Origin of the sequence: Pseudomonas sp. DCB_AW (genome assembly GCF_026240895.1) — a bacterium.
GTDB lineage: Bacteria > Pseudomonadota > Gammaproteobacteria > Pseudomonadales > Pseudomonadaceae > Aquipseudomonas > Aquipseudomonas kermanshahensis.
This window is the reverse complement of the sequence record NZ_JAPFCE010000003.1, coordinates 89,036-115,331: the sequence shown is the minus strand read 5'-3', so window position 1 is coordinate 115,331 and position 26,296 is coordinate 89,036. Positions and strand designations below refer to the sequence as shown.

At 53.8% G+C, this 26,296-nt stretch carries 20 protein-coding genes; 11 read left to right on the top strand and 9 right to left on the bottom strand.

What is annotated here, in order from left to right:
* Positions 1-48 precede the first annotated feature (48 nt).
* The 3 genes from tpiA to pyk all read right to left on the bottom strand — a co-directional run bounded on the left by tpiA (position 49) and on the right by pyk (position 3,757).
* Positions 49-813: a triose-phosphate isomerase gene (tpiA, locus tag OO306_RS03785; protein WP_265967760.1), complete on the bottom strand. Its 765-nt coding sequence runs from the start codon at positions 811-813 to the stop codon at positions 49-51.
* A gap of 13 nt (positions 814-826) precedes the next feature.
* Positions 827-2,128, bottom strand: coding sequence for a phosphopyruvate hydratase (eno, locus tag OO306_RS03780; protein WP_265967854.1), 1,302 nt, complete (start codon positions 2,126-2,128; stop codon positions 827-829).
* Positions 2,129-2,308: 180 nt separating this feature from the next.
* Positions 2,309-3,757, bottom strand: coding sequence for a pyruvate kinase (gene pyk, locus OO306_RS03775; protein ID WP_265967759.1), 1,449 nt, complete (start codon positions 3,755-3,757; stop codon positions 2,309-2,311).
* 614 nt (positions 3,758-4,371) lie between these two features.
* Between pyk and OO306_RS03770 the strand changes: the two genes are divergently transcribed.
* The 4 genes from OO306_RS03770 to OO306_RS03755 all read left to right on the top strand — a co-directional run bounded on the left by OO306_RS03770 (position 4,372) and on the right by OO306_RS03755 (position 10,144).
* On the top strand, positions 4,372-5,775 hold the full coding sequence (locus OO306_RS03770) for an NAD(P)/FAD-dependent oxidoreductase (protein WP_265967758.1): 1,404 nt from the start codon (positions 4,372-4,374) through the stop codon (positions 5,773-5,775).
* Entirely contained in the window at positions 5,762-7,000 is a 1,239-nt protein-coding gene (locus OO306_RS03765) for an NAD(P)/FAD-dependent oxidoreductase (protein ID WP_265967757.1), read from the top strand. Before OO306_RS03770 ends, OO306_RS03765 begins: the two co-directional genes overlap by 14 nt.
* 27 nt (positions 7,001-7,027) lie before the next feature.
* Positions 7,028-8,443, top strand: a complete 1,416-nt coding sequence (locus tag OO306_RS03760; RefSeq protein WP_265967756.1) for a glycerol kinase — start codon at positions 7,028-7,030, stop codon at positions 8,441-8,443.
* A 228-nt stretch (positions 8,444-8,671) separates the two neighbouring features.
* The gene (locus tag OO306_RS03755; RefSeq protein ID WP_265967755.1) at positions 8,672-10,144 is read left to right on the top strand and encodes an amino acid permease; all 1,473 of its coding nucleotides are present in this window, start codon (positions 8,672-8,674) and stop codon (positions 10,142-10,144) included.
* A 133-nt stretch (positions 10,145-10,277) separates the two neighbouring features.
* Here the strand turns inward: OO306_RS03755 and OO306_RS03750 are convergent, their stop codons facing one another.
* Complete coding sequence (locus OO306_RS03750) at positions 10,278-11,051, bottom strand: DeoR/GlpR family DNA-binding transcription regulator (protein ID WP_265967754.1); 774 nt, start codon at positions 11,049-11,051, stop codon at positions 10,278-10,280.
* A 435-nt stretch (positions 11,052-11,486) separates the two neighbouring features.
* Here OO306_RS03750 and eutH point away from each other — a divergent pair, with 435 nt between their 5' ends.
* From eutH to ggt, 3 genes are all read left to right on the top strand, one after another.
* Positions 11,487-12,731 carry an ethanolamine utilization protein EutH gene (eutH, locus tag OO306_RS03745; protein WP_265967753.1) on the top strand — a complete coding sequence of 415 codons (1,245 nt, stop codon included), beginning with the start codon at positions 11,487-11,489 and terminating at the stop codon, positions 12,729-12,731.
* Between the two features lie 48 nt (positions 12,732-12,779).
* A complete protein-coding gene (locus OO306_RS03740) occupies positions 12,780-13,136 on the top strand; it encodes a DUF1937 family protein (protein ID WP_265967752.1) in 357 nt (118 codons plus the stop codon).
* A gap of 127 nt (positions 13,137-13,263) precedes the next feature.
* Positions 13,264-14,991 (top strand): gamma-glutamyltransferase, encoded by a 1,728-nt coding sequence (gene ggt / locus OO306_RS03735; protein ID WP_265967751.1) that lies wholly within the window; start codon positions 13,264-13,266, stop codon positions 14,989-14,991.
* Positions 14,992-15,190: 199 nt separating this feature from the next.
* Here the strand turns inward: ggt and OO306_RS03730 are convergent, their stop codons facing one another.
* The 4 genes from OO306_RS03730 to OO306_RS03715 all read right to left on the bottom strand — a co-directional run bounded on the left by OO306_RS03730 (position 15,191) and on the right by OO306_RS03715 (position 18,935).
* Complete coding sequence (locus tag OO306_RS03730; RefSeq protein ID WP_265967750.1) at positions 15,191-16,198, bottom strand: 2-hydroxyacid dehydrogenase; 1,008 nt, start codon at positions 16,196-16,198, stop codon at positions 15,191-15,193.
* A gap of 94 nt (positions 16,199-16,292) precedes the next feature.
* A complete protein-coding gene (locus tag OO306_RS03725; protein ID WP_265967749.1) occupies positions 16,293-16,874 on the bottom strand; it encodes an amino acid synthesis family protein in 582 nt (193 codons plus the stop codon).
* A 47-nt stretch (positions 16,875-16,921) separates the two neighbouring features.
* The gene (locus OO306_RS03720; protein ID WP_265967748.1) at positions 16,922-17,818 is read right to left on the bottom strand and encodes an NAD(P)-dependent oxidoreductase; all 897 of its coding nucleotides are present in this window, start codon (positions 17,816-17,818) and stop codon (positions 16,922-16,924) included.
* 199 nt (positions 17,819-18,017) lie between these two features.
* Positions 18,018-18,935 (bottom strand): LysR family transcriptional regulator, encoded by a 918-nt coding sequence (locus OO306_RS03715; RefSeq protein ID WP_265967747.1) that lies wholly within the window; start codon positions 18,933-18,935, stop codon positions 18,018-18,020.
* A 708-nt stretch (positions 18,936-19,643) separates the two neighbouring features.
* Here OO306_RS03715 and serA point away from each other — a divergent pair.
* Positions 19,644-20,873 carry a phosphoglycerate dehydrogenase gene (gene serA, locus OO306_RS03710; protein WP_265967746.1) on the top strand — a complete coding sequence of 410 codons (1,230 nt, stop codon included), beginning with the start codon at positions 19,644-19,646 and terminating at the stop codon, positions 20,871-20,873.
* Between the two features lie 472 nt (positions 20,874-21,345).
* On the opposite strand, the gene OO306_RS03705 is transcribed toward serA, so the two are convergent.
* Positions 21,346-22,272: a LysR family transcriptional regulator gene (locus tag OO306_RS03705; RefSeq protein ID WP_265967745.1), complete on the bottom strand. Its 927-nt coding sequence runs from the start codon at positions 22,270-22,272 to the stop codon at positions 21,346-21,348.
* Between the two features lie 192 nt (positions 22,273-22,464).
* Here OO306_RS03705 and OO306_RS03700 point away from each other — a divergent pair, with 192 nt between their 5' ends.
* From OO306_RS03700 to OO306_RS03690, 3 genes are all read left to right on the top strand, one after another.
* Positions 22,465-23,898 (top strand): aldehyde dehydrogenase family protein, encoded by a 1,434-nt coding sequence (locus OO306_RS03700; RefSeq protein ID WP_265967744.1) that lies wholly within the window; start codon positions 22,465-22,467, stop codon positions 23,896-23,898.
* A 24-nt stretch (positions 23,899-23,922) separates the two neighbouring features.
* Positions 23,923-24,840, top strand: a complete 918-nt coding sequence (locus OO306_RS03695; RefSeq protein ID WP_265967743.1) for an NAD(P)-dependent oxidoreductase — start codon at positions 23,923-23,925, stop codon at positions 24,838-24,840.
* Positions 24,841-24,927: 87 nt separating this feature from the next.
* Positions 24,928-26,250 carry an MFS transporter gene (locus tag OO306_RS03690; RefSeq protein WP_265967742.1) on the top strand — a complete coding sequence of 441 codons (1,323 nt, stop codon included), beginning with the start codon at positions 24,928-24,930 and terminating at the stop codon, positions 26,248-26,250.
* Positions 26,251-26,296: the final 46 nt, after the last annotated feature.

The window sequence follows — 26,296 nt, the reverse complement described above, 5'->3', positions numbered from 1 at the left end:
GTGTTGAAGATTAGCGGCCTATCAGCAGGCCACGCCGTGCGAATACAATCAGGTATGCCGGGGCTGACCCGCCTTGCAGATTGAGAGGAACGAGTGCACATCCAGCGATGCACCACCGACCAAGCCACCATCGATGTCAGGTTGAGCGAACAACTCGGCGGCGTTATCCCCCTTGACGCTACCGCCATAGAGAATCCGAGTTGTGCGTGCTACCTCAGAGTTGTTCTCAGCGATGTACTGGCGAATATGACGGTGTACTTCTTGCGCCTGCTCAGGCGTAGCGGTTTCCCCCGTACCGATCGCCCATACCGGTTCGTATGCCAACACTCCACCGCCAAGTTGATTCACGCCAAGAAGGTCGAGGACAGCCTGAAGTTGTTTATTCACCACCTCCAGGGTTACGCCCTTACGGCGCTGTTCCAACGTCTCACCCACGCACAACACAGGCGTCAGCCCTGATCGTAGTGCCGCTTGGAATTTAGTGGCCACCAAATCATTGCCCTCACCGTAGAGGCTACGGCGCTCGGAGTGGCCGACCAGGACATAATGGCAACCGAAGTCTCGAAGCATCGCCCCTGAGATCTCTCCGGTGAACGCCCCGTGCTCAGCCTGATTCAGGTCCTGAGCACCCAACTGGATTGACGACTGGACGACCAAATTTGCCAGTTGCTCGAGGTAGATGAATGGAGGGCAGATCGCGACGTCAACGCTCTCCAATCGCTCCAGCGGCGCGAGGATCTTGGACAACAATTCAGCATTGCTCTTGCGGGAGCCATTCATCTTCCAATTGCCGATAACAAGCTTGTTAGCCATGTTCATCCCCCACTCACGACTTACGAGAGAGCAGGAGTTCGACACTGTATGGAGCACGCGCGAGTAGTGCTTCCTCGATGCGTAAAAGGCGGTTGTACTTGCCCACGCGATCAGAGCGGCAAAGTGAACCGGTTTTGATTTGCCCCGCGCCGGTAGCGACAGCGAGGTCGGCGATGGTGGTGTCTTCGGTTTCGCCAGAGCGGTGGGAGATCACCGCTGTGTAACCAGCTTTCTGCGCCATGCGGATAGCATCAAAGGTCTCACTCAAGCTACCGATCTGGTTGAACTTAATCAGGATCGAGTTGGCGATGCCTTGCTGGATACCTTCACTCAGGATTTGAGTATTGGTAACGAACAAGTCGTCGCCGACCAGTTGCACCTTGCTGCCCAGACGTTTGGTCAGGTATGCCCACCCATCCCAATCGCTCTCGTCCATTCCATCTTCAATGGAGACAATCGGGTAGGCATCACACAGGCCCACCAGGTACTCAGCAAACTCAACGGAAGAGAAAGATTTGCCCTCCCCTGCCAATACGTAGCGACCGTCCTTGAAGAACTCAGACGCAGCACAGTCCAGGGCCAAAGTAATGTCTTTCCCAAGCTCGTAGCCCGATAGGGTTACAGCTTCCTTGATGACGACCAAGGCTTCTTCGTTAGACGACAAAGACGGGGCGAACCCGCCCTCATCGCCCACGGCAGTGTTCAGACCACGTTCGTTCAGCACCTTCTTCAAGCAGTGAAAAATTTCAGCACCCATACGCAGTGCTTCACGGAAGCTTGTGGCACTGACGGGCTGGATCATGAACTCCTGAATATCGATGTTGTTATCAGCGTGCTCACCACCGTTGAGGATGTTCATCATTGGAACCGGCATCGCCATCCGCTGCTCTGTGCTGTACAGCGAAGCCAGATGTTCGTAGAGCGGGATGTTGAGAGCCGCAGCAGCGGCCTTGGCCGTTGCCAGCGATACCGCTAAGATTGCATTCGCACCGAGAATAGATTTCGAGTCAGTTCCGTCAAGGGTAATCATGGCCTGATCAATCACACGCTGACTCAGCGCGTCTAAACCAATTATCCGCTCTCGAATGGGATTGTTAACGTTCTCCACGGCGCGCATTACGCCCTTACCATGGTAGCGCCATGAGCCATCGCGCAACTCGAGGGCTTCACGAGACCCAGTCGACGCACCGGACGGAACACTCGCTTCCCCCACCACGCCACATTCAAGTGTGACTACGGCTTCAACTGTAGGGTTACCACGAGAGTCCAGGATTTCGCGGGCGAATACGTTTTGGATCAGGGTGTTCTTTTTCACAGACGGTACCAACGGAGCTATATGGGTTGCGGTTTTAGAGTCTGGGGCTAGCAGTTCCTGCTGCTCTGCCACTTGCACGCGAAAGTCAAAATCACGCGGCCATTCACCTTCATCATGGAGATCATGTTCACGTCGATGTGCAGCGGCACTGTTACTCAGGTCGGTCATGTAACACTCCTCTCAGGTGATGAGATCGCCAACACGCACAATGCGCAGGGTGTTTGTTCCGCCTTGCGCATTCAGGTAGCTGCCCTTGGTGATCAGCACGTGATCGCCCTCAGCAACCACACCTCGATGCAGCAACTCATCGATGGCTCGTTGATTCACTTCATCTGTAGGAATGCTGTCTGCATCGAATGGCACTGTGCTTACGCCACGGAAAAGCGCTACTCGGTTCTGGGTACGTGGATTACGAGAGAACGCAAAAATAGGAAGATGCGAACGAATTCTGGACATCAGTCGCGGTGTATCACCGGACTCGGTCATGCAGATGATTGCCTTCACGCCAGCCAGGTGGTTCGCGGCATACATCGCTGACATCGCTATCGACTCATCGATGCGGTGGAAAACCTCGTTCATCCGGTGCTTGGAGCGATGAGCCAAAGGGTGTTTTTCAGCGCCTAAAATCACCCTGTTCATCGCCTCAATGGTCTCAATTGGATAAGCGCCCGCTGCAGTTTCGGCTGACAGCATCACTGCATCGGTACCATCCAAAACAGCATTTGCAACGTCGAACACTTCCGCCCGCGTTGGAAGCGACTGGGTGATCATCGTCTCCATCATCTGGGTCGCTGTGATTACCACCCGATTGAGCGTTCTAGCTCTATCGATGGTTAGTTTCTGGACGGCGACCAACTCGGCATCACCAATCTCAACGCCAAGGTCACCGCGTGCGACCATCACGCCATCGGAAGCCTCAATGATGGCGTCCAGAATATTTGTATCCTGCACGGTTTCAGCGCGCTCGATTTTTGCGACCAGGCCTGCCTGACCCCCCGCCTCCAGCATCAGTTTTCGCGCAAGATGCATGTCCTCAGCGTCACGCGGGAAAGAAACCGCCAAGTAGTCGGCTTGCATCAGAGCTGCAGTTTTAATGTCCTCACGGTCTTTTTCAGTCAGCGCTGCTGCGGAAAGACCACCTCCTTTCCGGTTGATCCCCTTGTTGTTCGAGAGAGGCCCTCCCACCAACACGGTGCAGACCAAAGAGCTCTCAAGTACTTCCTGAACCTCCAACTCAATCCGGCCGTCATCCAGGAGCAGAATGTCGTGAGGGCGGCTATCAGTGATCAGCGCCTTGTAGTCGATACCTACTCGAGTTGAATCCCCTTCGTCCCGACCAAGTAGAGCGTCGAGCGTGAAAGTCTGACCTTTGGCTACCATGACCTTCGTATCAGCGAAGCGAGCGATCCGGATCTTGGGGCCTTGTAGGTCGGCCAGCACTGCGACAAAGCGACCATGCTTCGCGGCCAATGAACGCACCAGTGAGGCACGCCCCATATGGTCTTCTGCAGACCCATGGGAAAAATTCAGGCGAACGACATCGACACCGGCCTTGATCAGGCCTTCGATCATTTCTGGCGTATTGGTGGCGGGGCCAAGCGTGGCAACAATTTTGGTTCTGCGATGCATAGCAGTGACATCTCGCTTAATAGGGCACAGCCCAGGCTGGTGGGTATGAGAAAGCCGCACCATTTGTGCCGATGTCACTTTTACCTGTGGGAATTATGAAAAAAAGCAACGTTTCAGTCATCAATAATAAAAATTTGTGACCGAAACCTCGTATCAACGCACCTAAAAAATGTGGACTGCCAATCTAAACTTCCACAAATTTGGGGTCACTCCATGGGTAGTCAAAGCCAAAAACGCAGATAGGCCAAGGCAAATAAGTGTGAATGGGTAACATGCGCACCATTATCGTGTAGCACGGTATCAACCTAATGCAGAGTGACTGATACCACAGTTTGATGACTGCCCCCCCAAATTGACCGAATAGATTAACAAGAACTCAAATCGGGCAATTCTTCCCAGCAGAATTTTGAGGTGCTCCAGATGCCTTAAAAATCCCGATAGGGCCGATAATTCAAGGACTATACCCACTAGCCGGTGATCGACCCTCTCTTACTGCGATCGCTCGCAATCGACTGACCACCTACCAGAATCAGTCAAAAAAACAACATTTCAGTCAGTGGCATATGGGATGCACCTGCATTGGCATGGCTGATTTATCCCTTACAGGCAATAACATGACAAAACCATTACCTAATCACACCGATGTCTACGACGTCGTCGTTGTCGGCGGCGGCGTTGTGGGATGCGCAATGGTGAGACGTTTCACCTTGGAAGGCGCCCGCGTGCTTCTTCTGGAGAAGAGCTCCGACATTCTGTCGGGTGCTAGCAAAGGCAATAGCGCAATCCTTCACACCGGCTTCGACGCTCCCCGTGACAGTCTCGAATTGCGTTGCATGCAGGATGGTTACCAGGAGTATCTGGACATCCACTCCAAGATGAATCTTCCGATGCTCAAGGCAGGAGCAATGGTCGTTGCATGGAGTGAAGAGGATCTGTCGAAACTGCAAGGTATCGTTAAACAAGCTCATGATAACGGCGTTGCTGACGTCAAGGTCATTGACCGCGCCCGCGTTCGGGCCCTAGAGCCCCACCTTGCTAACCACGCTCTGGGCGCTGCTGAAGTACCGGGCGAGTTCTTGATTGATCCTTGGTCTGCGCCATTGGGCTATCTACAGCAAGCGATGATGCTGGGCAGCAAAACCCAGTTCAACGCCGAGGTATTTGGCGGTCAATTTGATGGCAGCACATGGCGATTGGAGACGTCCCAAGGCGTGTTCCTTACCCGAACTGTCATCAACTGCGCCGGCCTGTTTGGAGACATCCTCGAGGAGAAACTTCTAGGCGAGTCCAGCTTCTCCATTCACCCACGCAAGGGCCAGTTTGTGGTCTTCGATAAGGCAGCATCACGCTATCTGTCGAACATCGTGCTGCCTGTACCGAATGAGCGCACCAAAGGCATCGTGCTGACCAAAACAGTGTATGGCAACTTGCTGGTAGGCCCGACTGCAGAAGAGCAGGACGACCGTATCTATGCTCGCCTAGATAGCGAGACTCTCGGGCAACTGGTAGACGCTGCAGTTGAACGCATTCCAGCTCTCGAAGGTATGCCAGTAACTGCTACCTATGCGGCCTTACGACCTGCTTCAGAAAAGAAAGAGTATCGGGTTCGTAAGGTCGATGGGAAAAACTGGATCACGGTTGGCGGCATTCGCTCGACGGGTCTTACCGCAGCACTGGGTATCGCCAAATACGTCTTCAGCCTCTACGACTTTGAGCATATAGCCCCCACTAACATGATGTGGCCAACCATGCCAAACCTCGCTGAGCACCTGCCACGCGACTACCAGAATCCAGGTTATGAAGAGATTGTGTGCCACTGCGAAATGGTCACGCTCCGGGAGATCAAAGCTGCGCTAAAAAGCCCTCTCCCACCTGGCGATATTGGCGGACTCAAGCGCCGAACCCGCGCGTGCATGGGACGCTGCCAAGGATTCTATTGTGGGGCGAGGGTTGCTGAGCTGAGCGCCGGCCATCTTGCCATTCCTCTTGCTACAGGTGTTTGCCATGAGTCCCATTAACATCGAAAACGTAGACGTCGCCATCATCGGTGGTGGCCCGTCGGGACTTTCTGCAGCTATCGAACTGCGCAAACAAGGCATTGATAAGGTAGTTGTGATCGAGCGAGAGCCAGAGGCTGGCGGCATTCCCCGCCACTGTGGTCACCCGCCTTTCGGATTCTGGGAGTATGGTCGAATCTATACAGGGCCAGACTATGCCAAGCGTAACGTCAACGAGGCCAAGAAAGCCGGTGTAGACATTCGAGTGCTACATTCGGTGACCCGCCTGGGCTCTCATGGCCAACTTGATGTAGTAAGCCCTAAAGGAGCGATGCAGATTCAAGCCAAGCGCGTGCTGATCGCAACCGGCGCCCGTGAAACGCCTCGCTCAGCTCGACTGGTGGGCGGTGACCGTCCTCTCGGCGTCATCAACACTGGAGCCTTTCAGTCGTACGTGTATCTGGAACATCTAAAACCTTTTGAGCGCCCGCTAATTGTGGGCACCGAGCTGGTAAGCCTGTCCTCCGTTCTCAGCTGTCGCAAAGCGGGCATCAAGCCCGTCGCGATGATCGAGGCGAACCGCCGCGCTACTGCGCGCTGGCCGCTTTCCCTGTTCCCTCGGCTCTGCGGTGTACCTATGTACTTTGGTGCGCAACTGCATGAGATTCATGGTACAGGACGTGTCGAAGGTGCCAGCGTCAAAATGGCAGATGGCTCCATTCGCGAATTTGAATGTGATGGCGTGCTCTTGACCGGGCGCTTCACCCCTGAGTCCAGCCTGGTACGACTGAGCGATCTCAAACTTGATTTGAAAAGCGGCGGCCCAGTCATTGACCAGTATGGCAGGTGTTCTGACCCCGCCTATTTCGCTGCCGGCAATCTCTTGCGCCCAATTGAAACCGCAGGATGGTCATATCGTGAAGGCCGAAAGATCGCCTCCCTGATTGTCCGTGACATTCGTGGCCAATTGCCCGCCCCTGGCCAGAGCGTAGAGATCCTTTGCAAAGGGCAACTCAAGCTTTGCGTACCTCAGCGCCTAACCCTATCACCCGTTGAAGGCATGAAGAACCTGCAGATGCGCGTCAACCGCGCTACACGTGGTCGCCTGCTAATTACAGCAGACGGGAAAGAGCTGTGGTCACGTACTACCTCTGCTCTACCTGAGCGCCGAATACTCGTCCCGATTGCATCATTGAATGTGCCGAAGGGCGTGCAGCAGATCGAAGTCGACTTTGTCGGCGAGTAAGAAGATAGCCGAGGAGACTACAAAAAAATGCGTATCGCCGCTCTCGACCAAGGTACTACCAGTACGCGCGTTCTTGTCGTGACCCAGAATGGTTCTGCCGACATTCAACAATCGCTGCGTCATCAACAGCACCATCCGCATCCCGGCTGGGTGGAGCACGACCCGATCGAGCTGCTGAACAACCTGCAGCGTTGCTTGGAAGCAACCGGAAAAGTCGATGCAATCGGTATCGCCAACCAAGGTGAAAGCTGCCTGGCGTGGGACGCAAAAACCGGTGAGCCACTATCCCCTGTAATCGTGTGGCAAGACAACCGTACCGCACCCGAAATCAGCCGACTTCGCGCAACTGGGGCAGAGTCGTTGACGCTGGAGAAAGCCGGCCTTGCCCTGGACCCCTATTTCTCGGCTAGCAAGTTGGCCTGGATCGTTCAAAATCTGCCGGCAGCGCAGAGTGCGCTGAAGGCCGGCCGTCTGCGCCTAGGCACTACCGACGCCTATTTCCTGGATCGCCTGACTGGAGTGTTTGCCACTGATGTAACAACAGCATCACGCACTTCCCTGATGAACCTTGCCACCGGCCAATGGGATAGCGAGCTGTGCGAGTTGTTCGGCGTTCCAATGGAAACACTGCCGGAGATCCGCGACACAGTTGGGTTTTTTGGAGAAATTGGCGTTACTCCGGTGACCGCGTCGATCGTCGACCAGCAGGCCTCGCTCTATGGCCACGGTTGCCGCACTGGCGGAGATGCCAAGATCACTTTTGGCACCGGTGCGTTTGCTCTAACCGTTACAGGCGACCAGATCATTCGCGCACCAGAGAAAGGATTGCTGGCAACGATCGCGTGGCAGATAGCAGGCAAGCCCACCTATGCAATGGACGGTGGCGTTTATGATGCGAGTGCTGCAGTGGAATGGGCTGGGCGTCTCGGGCTGTTCAGCGATTTTTCCGAACTCGCTGGCTTTGACGAGCCTCCTGCAATCTCGCGACGCCTCACTTTTGTACCAGCGCTGTCAGGTCTTGCTTGCCCCCATTGGGATCGCAGCGCAGCTGCACTGTGGGTCGGCATGAGCGGCGGCACCACCCGCCAAGATATGTGCCAGGCACTGCTGGAAGGCGTCGCACTTCGCAGTGTCGAAGTGATCTCTGCCATGGATGGGTTCCTGAACGTAACCGATCAACTCTCCATCGATGGCGGCCTCGCTCGCAGCCCTTACTTTGCCCAATTCTTGGCTGATGCGCTGCAGCGTTGCATTGTGACCCAACGCTTCGATGAACTGACGTCATTTGGCTGCGCCGCATTGGCTGCAAAGGGAATCGGTATCGAACTGAACCCTCCGCGTAACACCAGCACAAAATTCCGCCCTCGCATCAGTCCAGCCGAGGCCCAGCAATGGCGCGAAACATTCTCTGATGCCGTGAAACGATGCAGAAGCTGGAGATAACCTAATCCGTCTTTGTCAGTGGTCAGCAAGGCAGAGATTTGTACTCTGTCTTGTGGGCGATTTTACCCAGATCACTGCTTTTAAATGTCCGCTCAAGATGAGGTAAAAACACAAAACCACACCATTTAATTCCTTTCCATACCGCGTACGTCGATAAAAATAACTCACCCTGACAATCATAATCGGGACGAGTCTGCTTGTAGTGAATACACTTCAGGAGACATCCAGATGTCTGAGAATGCAACGAATACTCGGGCGCAACTCAACGACAGCCCACCCGCCGAAGAACAGTACAAAGCGCAGTTCGAAAGAACCCTAGGCAAGTTCGAATCCTTTGCCGTAGCGTTCTCCTTCATCTCAATTACCACGGGATTGTTCTCCACTTACGGCAGCATGCTGACCTCTAGTGGCCCGATCGGGATATGGACGTGGCCAGTGGTTACGCTAGGCACCATCCTGGTAGCACTAGTATTCGGTCTGCTGGCTAGCAAAATTCCCTTGTCAGGCTTCAGCTACCAATGGGCCAGTCGCCTTGTAAACCCGGTGCTTGGTTGGTGGTTTGGCTGGGCCAGCTTCGCCTTCCTATCTATCGTCACCGTTGCCGTGGATTATGGGTTAGCCCAAGTCGCCCTGTTCCCGTTACTCGGCTGGGAGTACAGCGCATCGGCGGGCGCTATCACCACCCTCATCCTTATCCTCATCCAGACCGGCCTGATCATCTGGTCGACACCAATCCTCACCAAGATCAACAACATGGCAGTCGGCGCCGAAGTCATTGCCGTCTTCGGTTTGATCATCGCTATCGGTGCCGCCGTGGCATTCTTCGGCAGGGGTAACGTTTCAAACCTGGTATCCACCGGCATCGTACACAACGACAACTATTACGGCTGGCTCGGCCCCTTCATGCTCTCGGGCCTGCTAGGTGCGTTCACTTTGGTGGGTTGGGAATCTGCAGCCAATCTTGCTGAAGAGACCCATAACCCTAAGCAGGTAGTACCGAAGGCAATGATCAACGCCGTTTTGGTCAGCGGCGTGCTCGGCACCCTGTTTCTGATCGTCGTGAGCTTGGGGTTAGGCGATCATGTTGAAGAGTTGACTCACAGCTCTGCCCCGGTAGCCGGCGTCATCCGAATGACCTTAGGTGATGTCTTCAGCAAGATCGTACTGGTGGTAGTGTGCGTGGCAATCTTCGCTTGCGGACTGGTGATCATGACCAGCAACAGCCGGCTGATTCATGCCATGGCTCGGGATGGCCGCCTCCCCTTCTCCGAAAAACTTTCCATCGTGCCGCGCCCAACTGGCGGCCCGCTTTGGGCGACCTTGCTGGCATGTGTTGTGTCTGTTGGGATTGTGCTGAGCTTCTACAGCGTTCCCGACGCGCTGACACAATTGCTAGGGGCAGCAACGTTGTTCCCAGCATTGCTTTATAGCGGAACCGTACTCCTGTACATCTTCACTCGGCATAAGCACGTTCACCACCCTGATGACTTCACTCTGGGTAAGTGGGAATGGCCTGTAGTAATCGGCGCATGCATCTGGCTCTCCGTTGATATGTGCGTGTTCATCATCCCTAGCGATTTCCGCGTAGCGCAGATGTACGTCCTGGCTTCGATGCTGGTCGGTGTCGTGGTGTTCTTGGCCGTATGGCTTAACCGCAGGAAGCAGCTGGAACGCATGCCCCCCTTGGGAACCTATCTGTAAGAAACCCAGAGCTATCGTTTCAGAGCCTGCCTGTCTGGGCTGCCGATTTCAGATTGACAGCCCAGCCAGGCGGTTCACTAAACGGCGGGTTTCCCGTTTAACTGGGCAGCACAAGGGTACGACGCACGAACAACTATGGACGATTGCTCGCTAGCACCTCGTGAACCTCTACATGAGCCTCAGCGAGTGCCTTCGCCAACTCTCCCACCGGCTTTCGATCAATGATCAACCGGTCGATGCGCTCCAATGGGAACACTTGGAACAATGCTCGCTTTCCCATTTTTGAAGAATCGGCGATCACCGTAAGGTAACGGGTGCGCGCAATCATCGCCCTGGTGATCTCAGCTTCCTCGATCGAAAAGTCAAAAGCTCCGTCCGCGCTGAGCGCTCCGATGGTCACCACCGCGTGCTCTGCGTTGAAGCGTGCGATCTGCTCCATTGCCAACGCCCCGGTGTTCTGAGCTGATTCAGGACGATACTCCCCGCCAATCATGAACACCCGGTTACCGCTAGCACCAATGCTTTCGGCAATCATCAACGAGTTTGTGATAACGGTAATCCGGCTGAGCTTTGCAAGCTCACGCGCGAAGAAGAGAGTCGTGGTGCCCGTATCGATCAGGATGCTATCCCCAGGGGAATAGAGTCCAGCCGCGTACCGAGCAACGATACGCTTTTCAGGCGAGAACTCGTTCATGCGCGTCTGGAATGTGTTCTCGTGCTCTCCGCGAGGTGGAAGGGAAGCACCGCCATGATATTTGGTGACCTGCCCCTCCTCCGAGAGCACCGTCAAGTCACGTCGAATCGTTTCTTGAGACGTGCTGAGAGAGCGGGCCAGTTCCTCTACCGATATACGCTCTCGCTGCCGCAGCAGCTCCAGAATGTGTTGACGCCTTTCACTAGGTCGCATCTCTACTCCTTAACACGTGTTGGCGCCCCCAAACGAAGCGATACGTGTTACCGATGCACACACTTGGAGCATCGGTAACGCTTAACGGTGGACGCTTGCCATCAACAGCGTTCAAAACCTTGTGATTACCGAAAGTTGCCCAAGGTCACCACAACCTGGGCCTTTGCAGACTTCAGTCACAATACGCCCCAAACATGACTGAATCCAGATCATTACAAGCTCAAAACCACACCAAAACAACGAATGGCATGTGATGTGGTTAGTAAACGGTCAGAAACGTCAGGCAGAATCCTACAACCGACTTACGGTTCATCTCCTGCGATTCGCGTTCACGTTGAAGGTGTTCCTGGTTCAGCGGACCAGGAGCTAAACAAGAAAAAGTTCCAGGCAAGGCGACTCAACGGCCTTGACCAATGCGGACATGAAGGTGAAGCCATGGCTGAGTTTGGAAATTTTGTGATCTATCTGATCATGATGGGCGCGGTGATCGGTGCATGCGCATCGGTTCTAAAGCCTGAAAGCGGTTTGGGTAAAGAGTTCGTGAACGGAATTCACTCAATCGGTCCCGTGTTCCTGGCTCAGGCAGGGATCATGATCTCGATTCCCTTCCTGTCGAAATTCATTGAAATGGCGCTCGGCCCTTACTTCAGTTTGATGGGCTCAGACGTCTCGATTGCTGCACTCTCGATCATCGCTGTAGACATGGGCGGGTATCAACTTGCAGACGCTATCGCTGCGAACCGCGACGTCTGGATCACAGCAATGATCGTCGGCTACACCTCTGGCGCCACCATCGTATACCTGATTCCGGTAGGCTTGATGATGCTTGATCGCAAGGATCATAAGTACCTGGCCTTGGGTGCGATGGCGGGTCTGATCAGCATTCCGTTCGCTGTATTGGCATCGCTGGTGATGATCACCTCATTCAACCTGCCTGTACGTGAAATCGTCTCGACCAATTCCCCAGCCCTGCACTATTTGACCCTCGACTTCGTTGCATGCCTCAAGCTTCTCGCACCGCTATTCGTCTTCTGCTTCGTCCTGGCAGCTGGGCTGCGGTACAAAGCCAACCTCATGGTCACCGGCTTTCTGGTGTTTGGCAAAATCATGGACGCTTTCATCAAGATCGTTCTTGCGCTGGCGATCGTGGAACACTTCACCGGTTTCTTCATGAAGAACTTCGGGGTCTGGGGCTTCGATCCGATGTTCGCTGACCAAAAAGAGCTGTTCCGGGCCATCGAGATAGCGGGCTACATCGGCATCATGCTCGCCGGCACCTTCCCCATTTGTTATCTGTTCAACCAGCACTGCCGCCGGCCCATGGAAGTACTGGGCAGGCAGTTCGGCCTTTCAGGTCCAGGCGCGGCCGCATTCGTCATGGTATTCGCCAACATTATTGCGGTGTACCACATGTTCAAAAACCTGAATGCCCGAGACAAAGTGCTTTGCGTCGCTCTGGGCGTATGCGCCCAAGCAACCATTGGCGATCACCTGGCATTCACCGCCAACTTCCAACCCTCACTGATCATGCCAGTGCTTCTGGCCAAGCTCTTCGGCGGCCTGCTGGCAGTAGGTATCGCAATCAAAATTTCCGTGCCTGCGGCCCTTCGTTACGAAGCGCAAGAACGTGCAGAGAAGGACGAGATCGACTGCTTGCAGGCAGCACCCCGCTCCGCCTGACCGGTATCCCAAAAGGCGATCACTCGCCGTATTTAAACAGAGGTAAACATGCGTAAGATTTTCCTGGCCTGCCCTTATAGCCACGCCGATTCAAACGTGACCCATGAGCGCTTCCTGGAGTGCAACAAGGTCGCTGCCAAGATTGTTGAATCGGGCAACGCCGTATTCAGCCAAGTGTCGATGTCGCACCCTATCAACCTGGCCTTCGAAGGCAAGGACAACGCAACAATTGGTAAGCTCTGGGCTCCTGTCGATGCAGTGTTCATGGATGTGATGGAAGAGCTGATCATCCTCGACCTGCCAGGTTGGGATCTGAGCTCGGGCATCAAACGTGAAATTGAATTCTTCAAAAACCGTGGCCAGAAGGTAAGCCTGTGGTCTGAAGTGAACCACGAGTTCCAGTAAAACGAAGGAGGCCAGTGGCCTCCTTCTTCATTTTCGCCCTCGTTCCAACCCTCTAACGCTTCTTGTGCCAGCGTCACGGCCTGCCCAATGGCACAGTTTCCAGCGGCAATTGCAGGATCAATTCGCTATGCATTATAAGAAAATTGGTGTGTCCATCTTCGCGGCAGTGCAGGTGCTGTCGGTTTCTGTCTCAAATGCTGCGTCACAAGCGCCGGTAGCAGCAGAAAACGGCATGGTAGTCACCGCCCAATACCTGGCGAGCAAGGTAGGCGTCGATGTCCTTAAGCGAGGCGGCAACGCAGTCGATGCTGCCGTAGCAGTTGGGTATGCGTTGTCAGTGGTTTATCCCGCCGCCGGCAACCTGGGGGGGGGTGGTTTCATGACCATTCAGCTCGCCGATGGAAAGAAGACCTTCCTGGATTTCCGTGAAAAAGCACCCCTCGCTGCTACCGCCGACATGTACCTGGACAAAGCTGGGAACGTCATTCCCGGGCTGAGCTCCCGCGGGCAGTTAGCCGTTGCCGTGCCCGGTACCGTTTCAGGCCTTGAATACGCTCGGGAAAAGTACGGTACACAATTCCGTTCATCATTGATCGCTCCCTCAATCACTTTGGCGGAGAAAGGCTTCACGCTTGAGCAGGGGGATGTCGACCTGCTAGTTACTGCTACCGAAGACTTCAAGAAAGACATGAAGGATTCAGGCTCGATCTTCCTTTCCAACGGGAAGCCCATGGAGGTCGGCCAACGTCTTGTCCAAAAGGATCTTGCCAAAACTCTGCGTGAAATCTCGGACAAGGGTGAAAGCGGTTTTTACAAGGGGTGGGTAGCCGATGCGCTTGTGAAGTCCAGCAAAGCTGGTGGAGGCATCATCACTCAGAAAGACCTCGATCACTACAAAACCCGCGAGCTGGCGCCGGTTGAATGCGACTACCGTGGCTACCATGTGGTATCCGCTCCGCCACCGAGCTCAGGCGGTGTAGTCATCTGCCAGATCATGAATATCCTTGAGGGCTACCCCATGGGTGAGCTGGGCTATCACTCGGCCCAGGGAATTCACTACCAGATAGAAGCTATGCGACATGCCTACATTGATCGCAATAGCTACCTGGGTGACCCAGACTTCGTGAAAAACCCGATCGACCGTCTGCTCGACAAGAGCTACGCCGCGAAAATTCGAGCCGCGATCGAGCCGAATAAAGCTGCTGAGTCTTCCAAGCTGGGCACCGGCGTGGCCCCTCACGAAGGCAACAACACTACTCACTACTCCATCATGGACAAATGGGGTAATGCGGTCTCGGTTACCTACACTTTGAATGACTGGTTTGGCGCCGTGGTCATGGCTAGCGGTACCGGAGTTTTGCTCAACGATGAGATGGATGACTTCACCTCGAAGGTGGGCGAGCCGAACATGTATGGTCTGGTACAAGGCGAAGCCAATGCCATCGCACCAGGCAAAACGCCTCTATCATCGATGAGCCCAACGATTGTGAGCAAAGACGGGAAGCCGGTGCTTGTCGTAGGTACACCTGGCGGCAGCCGTATCATCACCGCCACCCTGCTCACAATCCTGAACACCGTCGACTACAAAATGAATATTCAGGAAGCAGTTGACGCACCCAGGTTCCACCAGCAGTGGCTGCCAGAGGAAACCCACCTAGAAGATTTTGCCATCAGCGCCGACACTCGAAGAATCCTGGAAGGCTGGGGGCACAAATTCACTGGGCCACAACCGCTCAACCACGTCGCCGCAATCCTGGTAGGAGCACCATCCTTGGACGGTAAGCCTGTGGGCAACAATCGCTACTATGGCGCAAACGATCCACGTCGTGGAACGGGTGAAGCGCTGGGCTACTGAAGAAACACATGCCAAAACAATAGCCCGTGCCACTATGGCCAAGCTAGCGATGAAATTGGTCAACTAGCCAATGCTCCGCGTATGTAGATGCGGAGCATTTTTTATAGATAAACCCTACCGTGGCAGGATTCACCGCCCATACAAGCCATGCTCGTCGACCATCAACTGCTTGAGAAATCCCCAATTCTCAAATGGACGTTCAGTTCACTCGAGTCAGCAACGGCTGAGCAGAAAAGTGAAGCTCAGCATTCTCAAGGAAACGTACGACAGAGGCGTGAATAGCCTCGGGCGAGATACCACCGATGTGTGGTGTAAGCACGGCATTGTCGAATTGCAGTAAGCGGCCCGGCGGTGTCGGTTCATTCTCATAACAGTCCAGGGCACAAGCCCAGATACGACTCTCGCGCAACGCGTCGGAGACGGCTTCAGTATCCACCAATGTTCCTCTAGCTACATTGACAAGAACGCCCTGCGTGCCCAAGGCATTGAGGACATCATGACTGACGATATGGTAGGTAGCTTTGCCGCCAGGTGCAGCGATGACCAGAAAGTCGCACCATTCAGCCAAGCTGACAATATCGTCGAACCACTGGAAGCCAGTTTCATCACGACGGGTACGACTGTGATAGCCGATTTCCATATCGAAGCCACGTGCACGCTTGGCCACTTCCTTACCGATCGAGCCGAGGCCGAAAATACCGAGTTTACGTCCGGAGACATGGGGCGGGCGCGGAATGTCATCACGCCACAGCCCGTTACGTACTCCGCTGTTTAGAAAAGGTACACGACGGATGGCCGCCAGCAGGATAGCCATGGCGTGATCAGCGACTGCAGGCGCGTTGGTGCCGGCCGCGTTACAGACCGGGATGCCACGGTCCCGTGCAGCGCCAAGGTCAACGTTTTCGAAACCAACCCCCAATGTGCAGATGAGCTCAAGATTCGGCAGCGCGGCGATTTCGGCGGCGAGCAGGCCATTGGTTCCGTTGGTCAGGACCACTCGAATGTCGTTTCCGCGCGCAGCGATCTGCGCGGCGCCATTGCTGCGATCTGCGCCGAGGTTTTCATTGGGCGAGTAAAGCAGCTCGTACTGCTGGTCCACCAGTTCTCGGTGCTCTTCGGAAAGGAACACCAGAACGAGCAAGGTCGGTTTACCGCCAACAGTGTTGGCGGATGGTTTCAATGGCGGCTGCAAAGCGGAACGCTCCACGGCATATCTCCTTCTTCTTGTTTGACCGGCTCTGCCGGATGCGCCTATCGGCACCTGCGGCACAGCTAACTACTTGTTGAAGCTGCGCCGGCGATCAGCGCTGGCCGTCACCCACAGAGATCTGCTCTGGACGCAGGCCGCCCAGGCGCTCATGGACTCGGCTACCGGTGGACATCACCAGGGCAAACAGCAGCTCATCTGGACGCGGACCATCAACGGTACCGACTTCAACTGTGCTGAAGTGGCTGCGTACATAAGCAGCTTCGATATGATGCACCGGAATGTACAGGCGAGTCCCGGCCGCAGCGACGATCTTGGCCGATGGCACAATCGACTTGGCTTTCGGCAGTGCAGCGCGCATCGGCCAGCCACCTGCTTCATGCCAGGTTGCACCGTGCTCCAGTTCGCCATTGAGGCCAACGATCGCCCCTTTGCCATAACCCTGAATCTTTTCGATGCCACCCAGTGCTTCGATCAGCTCCTGAACCAGTACCTCGGACAGGGATTTACCCTCATTGACCAGTTGCGACAGGTCTTCAACGTAGCGCCCGGCGTAGGGGTTCTCAATGATGACCGAGATCGAGCCTTGCTTGATTGGCTCGTGACGAACCGGACCGCCTTCGTGGTAGATGTTTTCGACATTCAACAGTTTCTTGCGGATTTTGATGAAGGACATTGCAGTTTCCTTGGCAGGTACGAGAGAGGTTTGTGGAAGTCTTTTTGTTACTTTGCATCGGCCGGTTTGGCGCCGAACTCTACGCCCGCCCACTGCTCGATATGGCGAATGGGGTAGGCGTTGTCCTTGTTACCGTCGCCTTGCGACAGCGCGAAAGCTAGGAATTGGCGGGTGGCCGGGTTGACCTGCATGGGCACGCCGAGCTTCTCGGCTTCGTCCATGCACATTTTCACGTCCTTGTGGAGCAGCTCCGTGGTGAAGCGAACCGGGAAGCTACGGTCCAGAACGCACTGCGGAATGCGCTCGAGCGTGGCGAAGGAACGGCCACTGGAAACGTTGATCACGTCCAGCATGGTTTTCGGATCGAGGCCTGCCTTGACGCCATAGACGAGTGCTTCGCTGCTGGCAACCATGGTGGTGGCATACAGAGTGTTGTTGATAATCTTCATGGTTTGACCCAGGCTTGGATCGGCGCCTAGGTAGAAGATGTTCTTGCCAAGCACCTGAAGCAACGGCTCGATTGCCTTGAAAGCCTGTTCAGGGCCGGCCGGCATGATGGCCAGGGTGCCTTTTTCAGCCGCTACGGTGCCGCCACTGACGGGGGCGCCGACAAGGGCGATTTCGCGCGTCTTGAGGACTGCTTCGACCTCATGGGTAACAGTTGGACCGGTGGTGGACAAGTCGACCACGATGCGTACGGCACTGCCCTGGGCTACTTCGGCCGCCACGTCTGCCACGATGCGCGGCAGCGGGAGGCAGAGCAGCACGATCTCCGCCCGGGACGCCAGGTCCTTGGCGCTTTCAACAACGGTTGCTCCTTTTTCAGCCAGCTTCGCCAAGGCAACAGGGTTCCGATCATTTACCAGCAACTCGTGATCTGCCGCGAGCAAGCGGTTGGCAAAGTGAATACCGATGTTGCCAACCCCGATTAATCCGATCTTCATGAGGAAGATATCTCCAGTTGAAAGGCCCGGTGTTACAGGGCGATGGCCAGAGATACTAGGAGCGCGGGCGGCCCACGACGAGTGCTGAATTGGCGCCACCCTATGCCTTTAGGTTAATGCCTGTCTCGACTTTCAACATGTAATGTGCAAAGCGAGAACCTCGGACACCGCAGTTGTCCGAGGTACCTTGGGGGCAGCGTTATTGGTTGGTGCCAGTCAACGGCCCGCGTTCCCTGGCCACTTGCTGCAGCAGCATCTCGACGAATTTGTCTGCGTACGTGCGGCCGTGGCTAAACTTCGAGCGAACGATACTCGGCGTCAGCTTGATTTCATCAACCAGTGGAATTACCTGCAACTCGTCCCACCCGAGGCCCTCCACGGTGAACTCGTCGACGATGGCAATCCCTGCACCTGCCCTCACGAATGAACAGGCAACGTCCGTCTGATGAATATCGATTCGGCTATTGAACGCAACGTTGGCTTTCTTGAAGGCTGCACAGACCAATTGCCCAAACGGCACACCCGGGTCATGAGTTATGATCGTGTAGCGAGCCATGTCCGCCATGCTCACCGACTTCTGTTGTCCTAATTCGTGCCCTCGTGGAACGACGCACACCATCCGCCCCTCCGTGAATGGCACTGCAGTCAGATGGGCGTGTTCCAGCGGGAGCGCTGAGACGGCCATGTCTACCTTATTGCTCAGCACCTCCTGGGCCATACTGTTCAATAAAGTGGCGTGGAAATGGATGCGAATCTTTGGGTAGCGCTGCTGAAAGAGAGTGATAACCCTTGGCATCAGGCCTTTGCTCAGGCATGGGCTGGTTGAGATGCTCAGTGTGCCTGACGGGCCTTCGGCCAGATTACGAGAGAACTCGTCGACCCTCAAAGCATGTTGATAAAACTCTTCGATCTCATGGAAAAGCGCTTCGCTTTCAGGGGTAGCAATCAACTTACCCTTTACCCGCTCGAACAGTTTCAAGCCCAGTGTTTGCTCGGTATGGGCCACGATGCGGCTGATGGCCGGCTGGGAGGTGAACAATAGCTTGGAGGCACCATTAATGGAGCCCGTAAGCATGACGGCGCGGAATACTTCCATCTGACGCAAGCGAAATTTCATTACTATACCTGACTATCTACAACCAGGAGTGCCGACAGCCTGTCACTCTCCAGTCAAAATGATGGCGGAAGCAGCTATAGGCCCACCGATTGATTTCCGGCTGGGTCGCTGTATCCAAATGGCGATGCAGAATCGATCTATAGCGTGAATCAGGAACTTTAAGAAGTGGACGCCTCACAAGCTGTTCGCGAGCAGTTCTCCTCCAGCGCACGAACGCTACATCAGCTCAAGTCGAATGCGCGCCGTTCAGCAGTGCCACATTGACCTCATTCAACCGCGCGCTACCCAGACTGACCTAGCGCTGAAAGCGGCTTGAGAAGCACGGATGATAGAGCTGTAGCACGACCCATCGTATGCTGAATGTGCGATAGGTTATGCCCTCATGTTATGCCATTGCCTCATCGTCTTCCTTCAAATGAATGAATAGGATGCCCATGAGCTGCCCTGCTCATCTCCCAGCAGCGTTAGGCTAAATGCTGTTACCCCTCGTCAATCAAGGCTTACAGTCGAATCAGATAAGACTAGAGAGGGTCGCGGATAGCGGCTTTGGGTGCACCCGCTCAAGCCAAAAATAATCATACTCCGCCTGAATACGCCTCATATCAAACGAAGCCACCCGCAGCGGGTACCCATGCTAGTTTAGGTCCGCCGGTGGGATGCAGACACTGGCCTGACACTGCATATTCATTCAGAGCACAGGTTCTAACGATGAGCAAAACGTCCCTCGACAAGAGCAAAATCAAATTTCTCCTCCTCGAAGGTGTTCACCCTAACGCGGTGGGTACGCTGAGGGCTGCCGGCTATACCAATGTAGAGCACCTGACTGGCTCGCTGCCGGAGGCAGAACTCAAGGCTAAGATTGCAGATGTACACTTCTTGGGCATACGCTCTCGTACGCAGCTCACTGATGAGATTTTTGGCGAAGCCAAGAAGCTTATTGCCGTCGGTTGCTTCTGCATTGGCACCAACCAAGTCGACCTAGACGCGGCCCGGACCAGAGGTATTGCCGTTTTCAATGCCCCCTATTCCAATACCCGATCGGTCGCCGAGTTGGTCTTGGGCGAAATACTGGTGCTGGCCCGCGGTATTCCCGAAAAAAATGCGTCTTGCCATCGCGGTGGCTGGATCAAAAGTGCCGCCAACTCGTTCGAAGTGCGCGGCAAGACATTAGGCATTGTCGGTTATGGCTCAATCGGTGCGCAGCTGTCGGTGATGGCCGAAAGCATCGGCCTGCACGTGATCTACTACGACCCAATGACCAAGTTGCCATTGGGCAACGCGGTCCAGGTCAGCAGCCTCCAGGGGCTATTGGAGGCTGCTGACATCGTTTCACTTCATGTGCCCGAGCTCCCGTCTACCCAATGGATGATAGGAGAGAAAGAAATCCGATCTATGAAAAAAGGCAGCTTGCTCATCAATGCCTCGCGCGGCACCGTTGTGGAGCTGAATCACCTCGCCAGTGCAATAAAAGATAAACATCTCGCAGGCGCGGCTATCGATGTTTTCCCGGTTGAGCCACGCTCCAATCAGGACATTTTCGACTGCCCATTGCGCGGCCTGGACAACGTAATTTTGACGCCACATGTAGGCGGGTCAACCGCCGAAGCTCAAGCCAATATTGGCCTGGAGGTCGCGGAGAAACTGGCCAAATATAGCGACAACGGCACGACCATCACATCTGTAAACTTTCCGGAAGTGGCCCTACCCTCTCATCCTGGTCAACACCGCCTACTGCACCTTCACCGCAATGTCCCGGGTGTACTCAGTCAGATAAACAAAGTGTTCGCGGAAAACGGCATCAATATCAGCGGCCAATTCCTTCAGACTGAAGGCGGTATCGGTTACGTGGTCATAGACGTGGATGCTGAGCACTCCGAATTGGCCCTGGCTAAGCTCCAGGACATCGACGGGACCGTTCGCTGCCGTATTCTGTACTGAAGAAGGCTTACTCAGCGCTCCCCCCGAATGGCCCGATCGCGGGCCATTTTTGAAACGGCAGGCTTGGCCACGTGTCATTGTCCTGAGCTTAAACCCTGGCATAGATCCAGCAATCGTAACGACACGTGCGCAGCAATACCATCAATCGCGAGCCTTGCCGCGAAAGCCCTTGCAACAAAAACTCTTAGGTTTTAATGATGATTGTTCTCGTCTGTTACGTGCCTGTCTTCGCGATTGCCTGTTTTAATTGGTAAAGCCCGTCCAGGGGCGCGCCATCAGTGACCAATCTGCTACCCCGAAAAAATAGGGCGTTTACGGATAGACCTTGTATGGCCGAAGCAGCGGGCGTAGCAACCCAGTGTTTCCAAAATAAGCGTATGGGGTAGGTGTTCGGTGCGATACATGGCAGGCAGTATTCAATAGACGATGAATAACAGGTCCGCCTGTGGCAGTCCTCCCATTTCGCTGCCAATCAACCTACCCATACGGCATCTAACCAAAAGCCAGAGTCGACAGACTTACGCATATTCAACTGCAGTAAATCAGTGACGCATGCTACAGCCGGACTCGTCCGCCGAGAACTAGGTAAGGCCAGATCAATCCGCCGGGTAAATTCCGGATGAGGTATAGGTACCGCCCATAACAGCCTATCAGAAACCTCCTGACCGATAGCAACTTTAGGAATCACGCTGACACCTAACCCGCTAACCAGCAACGCTTTATGCACGGATAATGAATTTGTTTCCGCAGCAATATTCAAGGGGATACGATTCATTGAGCAAACTCGCTCTACCAATGTCCGCAAGCCGTGCTGCCGGCTCGGCAAAATCACTGGAAATTCACCTAACGTTTGCAGACTATCTGCAGAGTCGAGTGCTTCAGCTAAAGCAGGAGAACCACAGAGCCACAGCCTTTCGTGAAGCAATGGTATCGAATGCCACGCAGGTGAAGGTTTTAAATTGTAAAGTAATGCGCAATCAATTTCACCGGTTTCCATCCACTGCATCAGATGATCAGTGAACCCTACCGATATTGACAAACGAATACCGGGATAGCGTTCTTTCAGGGCAAGGGTTAATGGAGCCGCGATCACCTCGCAGCTACTTGGCAGCAAGCCGATGGTGACGTTACCCGAAATTTCCCCTGATGGTCGAATCTCTACCCGAGCTGAGTCCAGTTCACGTACAGCTCTGCTTGCGCGGACCTTGAGAATTTCCCCTTCAGGCGTCAACTCCATCCCATTGCGCCCCCTTTCAAATAGTGAAACGCCCAGTTCCTCCTCCAACAGTTTCAGTTGGCGGGACACAGCCGGCTGAACCAGATGCAGCATCTCCGCCGCCCGCGTAACACTCCCAGTGTCAGAGATTGCTAAAAAAGCCCGAATTTGACGTATATCCAATGCGCTTCTCCTCCTGGCAGGGACCAACGTCAGCACGCGCTGCTCCGAGAAAAGACAGTATAGCCATAGATGATGGAGTCATCAGTAAATGCTATTCGACCCAGGCTTCCATGCGTTTCTATGATGGATCCAGTTCGTACGCGGCAGCCCAATGTCGCTGGAAAGGTCTTCGAAACCATGAGGAGAAGAGAAATGGAAGTACAGCGAAATTTGATTGGCGGTGAGTGGGTATCCGCAACTGAAACGTTTGAGAGCAGGAGCCCATCGGACGTCACCGACTTAGTAGGTATCTATAGTGCTGCAACAGTCGAGGATGTACAGCGCGCGATTGCCGCAGCACGCGACGCGCAACCATCTTGGGCTAGCACCACTATTCAGGTGAGAAGTGATTTGCTTCAGCGGATTAGCACTGAAATCCTGTCCCGGAAGGAAGAGCTAGGCGAACTTGTATCGCGCGAGGCTGGCAAAACTCGCGCTGAAGGCATTGGTGAAGTGACCCGAGCCGGCCAAGTTTTTCACTATTTTGCCGGTGAAGCGCTGAGAATGAGTGGCCAAAATATTCCTTCGACTCGGCCAAACATCGGTATCATGACCAGCCGAGAACCTGTTGGCGTCATCGGTCTCATTACCCCATGGAACTTCCCGATTGCGATTGCATCGTGGAAACTCGCCCCAGCTTTGGCGTACGGTAACACGGTAGTATTGAAACCTTCGCAAGAAACTCCCGGTATTGCTACCGAAGTTTTCAAGATCATGGAACGTTGTGGTCTCCCCAAGGGCGTGGCCAACTTAGTAAATGGGCCAGGTCGGGTGACCGGTAATGCATTACTCGACGGCATTGATGCATTGAGCTTCACGGGAAGTGTTCCCACCGGCCGACAACTTGCCGAGATTGCCGGGCAACGCATGATCCGGATCCAGTTGGAACTCGGAGGCAAGAACCCCCTGATTGTTCTTGATGACGCCGATCTCGATACCGCCGTTGAATGCGCGGTTAACGGCGCGTTCTTTTCCGCAGGCCAACGCTGCACCGCGTCCAGTCGTTTCATTGTCACAGAAAAAATCCATGACCGCTTCGTGGAGGGCGTTTGCAAGCGAATGCAGTCTTTGCGGGTAGGTCCAGCATTGGAGAAGACTACAGATATCGGACCTGTCATTAGTGAGAAACAGCTGCAAATGATTGAGCACTATATTGAAGTCGGTAAAGGCGAAGGGGCTGAGCTTGCACACGGCGGGCACCGTCTGGAACTGGACCGCACAGGCCACTATATGCAGCCAACTCTTTTTACACACACCCATGGCGCCATGCGGATAAACCAAGAAGAGATCTTCGGGCCGTTTGCGAGCGTAATTCGTGTTACGGATTATGAAGAAGCCCTGCAAGTAGCCAACAACGTTGAATTCGGTTTGAGCGCGGGCATCTGCACTCAAAGTCATCGTTACGCTACAGATTTCCGTTTAAACAGTAAGAGCGGACTGGTTATGGTCAACCTTCCTACAGCAGGCATTGACTATCATGTTCCGCTCAATGGCACTAAGTCCTCGAGTTTCGGCTCTAGCGAACAGGGCGAGCGTGCAATTGACTTCTACACCCGCATGAAAACGGCATATGTAAGCCACCATTAACCACGACAAGCGAGAACAACAACAATGAGCAAAATCGGCTTTATTGGCCTAGGCCGCATGGGCAAATCAATGGCACTCAACCTTTGTAAAAAAGGATTTGAGCTTTTCATTTTTGATCTAAACACTTCCGCAACTGCTGAATTGAAAAGCGCTGGGGCACAGGTCAGTTCCTCAGTTAAAGAAATTGCGACTGAGTGCGACATCGTTGTGACTATGCTCCCCAGTTCGAAAGAAGTAGAACTGGTCACTTTAGGGGATGATGGAATTTTTGCCAACGCCAAGCGCGGCACACTCCTTCTGGACATGAGTACTGTTGATCCTGCTAGCACTGAGCGTCTTCACCAAATTGCACTCACTCATGGCCACAGCGTCGTAGACGCCCCCGTTGGTCGCCTCGCTATCCATGCTGATCGTGGGGAGTCGCTCTTCATGGTGGGTGCCAGTGACGGGGACTTTAAACGAGTTGAACCGCTGCTAAAAGCCATGGGCACTACCATTTACCACTGCGGACCTGTCGGCAGCGGTGGAAAGACCAAGCTTGTCAATAACTTCATGGTTATCTCGCTCTGCCAGATGAATGGCGAAGCGTTGGCCCTTTCCCAAAGTTTTGGCTTGGACCTCACAAAAACTCTCAACGTGTTATATGGCACCTCCGCAACGAATGGGCAGTTGCGGCTAAACTTCCCTAACAAAGTTCTGGCAAATGATTTAACCCCTGGCTTCACTATCGATCTGGCGCATAAAGACATGAGCCTTGTTCTAGGGTCTGCTCATACCAACTCTCTACCCATGCCACTCGCAGCCAGTGTTTATGAGTTCTTCAGTCAAGCTCGAGCGGCTAAATTTGGCCATTACGATTTTACCGGCATTACAGATGTAATCTGCAATCTATCCAACATAAATAAACCACGCACCCCGGAAGGTTGGACACTCGACAACTAATCTTAATATACCGCTCAGCCCCAAGAATTTTGCCATTCCTTAATATGTCAATCCCTTGGGGCTTTTCACATCTGGAATCCAAAAAAGATGAAAAATAAAAACAACAACATCCGAATCAAAAAGATCCAGCGCAGTCTACTATTTCTTCTAGTCATAATCGGAATTATCAACTACATGGATAGGGCCACGTTAGCAATTGCTAACACGGCCATTAGCGACGAATTCAGTCTTAGCAAAATAGAGATGGGCTATCTGTTATCTGCCTTTTCTCTAACGTATGCTTTCCTGCAGCTACCTGTCGGAGCTTTTCTCGACAGAGCCGGCTCAAGACTTTTGTTAGGTATCGGTTTGATCGTATGGTCAGCAGCTCAACTTGCCGGAGGCCTAACCCATAATTTCAAAACGCTTCTTCTAACGCGAGTAATACTCGGCGCCGGCGAAGCGCCTCAATTTCCAGCTGCGGCAAAGTGCATATCTGAATGGTTCAACATGAAAGAGCGCGGTCGCGCTGTTGGAATATTCACATCATCTGCATCAATGGGAACAGCACTTGCCCCACCCATTCTGACTGGCCTAATGCTTACATTCGGATGGCGCTGGATGTTTATCATAATGGGGGTCTCTGGGATTTTGCTGGGGATTATCTGGCTTGTAGCTTATAAATCTCGAGCCCAATACAATTTATCGCCCGAAGAAGTGGAGCACCTTGACCAAGGATCATTGAAATCTAGTAACGAAAAACCGACAAGCAAAGACTGGCTTAATCTTTTCAAAAACAGGTCAACGTGGGGTGTGATCTTTGGATTCATGGGCATTATTTATGTTATGTGGATGTATCTCAGCTGGCTACCCGCTTATCTAAATAGTTCCTTCAACATCTCACTAACCGAAACAGCCTGGTTTACTACAATCCCATTCTTATTCGCCATTGCCGGCTCGATTAGTTCAGGTTTCATCTCAGAGCGCTGGATCAAGCGAGGCGCCGAAATTATACAGACCAGGAAAAGCTTAGTTACCATTGGCTTGCTGCTCTCCGCCGCCTTCACTATCCCTGCAGCTTACGCGTCGACCGTCGTTGTAGCTACGATTTACATTAGTTTGGCGCAGTTCTTTATTCAGCTAGCATGTGCATCTTCATGGGCGCTCGTAACAAGTATTGTTCCGTCAAATCAAACAGCCTCGCTGGGCGGGGCCCAAAACTTCGGAGGCTACTTAGCAGGATCTGCAGCACCGATTGTTACCGGATACCTTGCTCAACACAGTGGAAATTTCAAGAGCGCACTCATTGTCACAGGATGTGTAGCTGTGTGCGCAGCGGTCATCCATTACGCATTGGTTCGTCGCCCGCAGAACGAAATTTGCTCCAACTCACGCGCTGAGGGTCATCTTGGACACAGAGAAGCCAGTTAAATTTTTGTTCTCTTTTGAGCGCACTTGCAAATTCAGAAACCACCGT

Excerpts from the sequence above, each read along its gene's own strand:
- ggt (WP_265967751.1), top strand. The coding sequence starts at position 13,264 with ATGCATTATAAGAAAATTGGTGTGTCCATCTTCGCGGCAGTGCAGGTG.
- tpiA (WP_265967760.1), bottom strand. The coding sequence starts at position 813 with ATGGCTAACAAGCTTGTTATCGGCAATTGGAAGATGAATGGCTCCCGC.
- OO306_RS03720 (WP_265967748.1), bottom strand. The coding sequence starts at position 17,818 with ATGAAGATCGGATTAATCGGGGTTGGCAACATCGGTATTCACTTTGCC.
- OO306_RS03740 (WP_265967752.1), top strand. The coding sequence starts at position 12,780 with ATGCGTAAGATTTTCCTGGCCTGCCCTTATAGCCACGCCGATTCAAAC.
- OO306_RS03700 (WP_265967744.1), top strand. The coding sequence starts at position 22,465 with ATGGAAGTACAGCGAAATTTGATTGGCGGTGAGTGGGTATCCGCAACT.
- OO306_RS03715 (WP_265967747.1), bottom strand. The coding sequence starts at position 18,935 with ATGAAATTTCGCTTGCGTCAGATGGAAGTATTCCGCGCCGTCATGCTT.
- OO306_RS03770 (WP_265967758.1), top strand. The coding sequence starts at position 4,372 with ATGACAAAACCATTACCTAATCACACCGATGTCTACGACGTCGTCGTT.
- OO306_RS03755 (WP_265967755.1), top strand. The coding sequence starts at position 8,672 with ATGTCTGAGAATGCAACGAATACTCGGGCGCAACTCAACGACAGCCCA.
- eutH (WP_265967753.1), top strand. The coding sequence starts at position 11,487 with ATGGCTGAGTTTGGAAATTTTGTGATCTATCTGATCATGATGGGCGCG.
- pyk (WP_265967759.1), bottom strand. The coding sequence starts at position 3,757 with ATGCATCGCAGAACCAAAATTGTTGCCACGCTTGGCCCCGCCACCAAT.
- OO306_RS03760 (WP_265967756.1), top strand. The coding sequence starts at position 7,028 with ATGCGTATCGCCGCTCTCGACCAAGGTACTACCAGTACGCGCGTTCTT.
- serA (WP_265967746.1), top strand. The coding sequence starts at position 19,644 with ATGAGCAAAACGTCCCTCGACAAGAGCAAAATCAAATTTCTCCTCCTC.
- OO306_RS03695 (WP_265967743.1), top strand. The coding sequence starts at position 23,923 with ATGAGCAAAATCGGCTTTATTGGCCTAGGCCGCATGGGCAAATCAATG.
- OO306_RS03750 (WP_265967754.1), bottom strand. The coding sequence starts at position 11,051 with ATGCGACCTAGTGAAAGGCGTCAACACATTCTGGAGCTGCTGCGGCAG.
- OO306_RS03765 (WP_265967757.1), top strand. The coding sequence starts at position 5,762 with ATGAGTCCCATTAACATCGAAAACGTAGACGTCGCCATCATCGGTGGT.
- OO306_RS03690 (WP_265967742.1), top strand. The coding sequence starts at position 24,928 with ATGAAAAATAAAAACAACAACATCCGAATCAAAAAGATCCAGCGCAGT.
- OO306_RS03725 (WP_265967749.1), bottom strand. The coding sequence starts at position 16,874 with ATGTCCTTCATCAAAATCCGCAAGAAACTGTTGAATGTCGAAAACATC.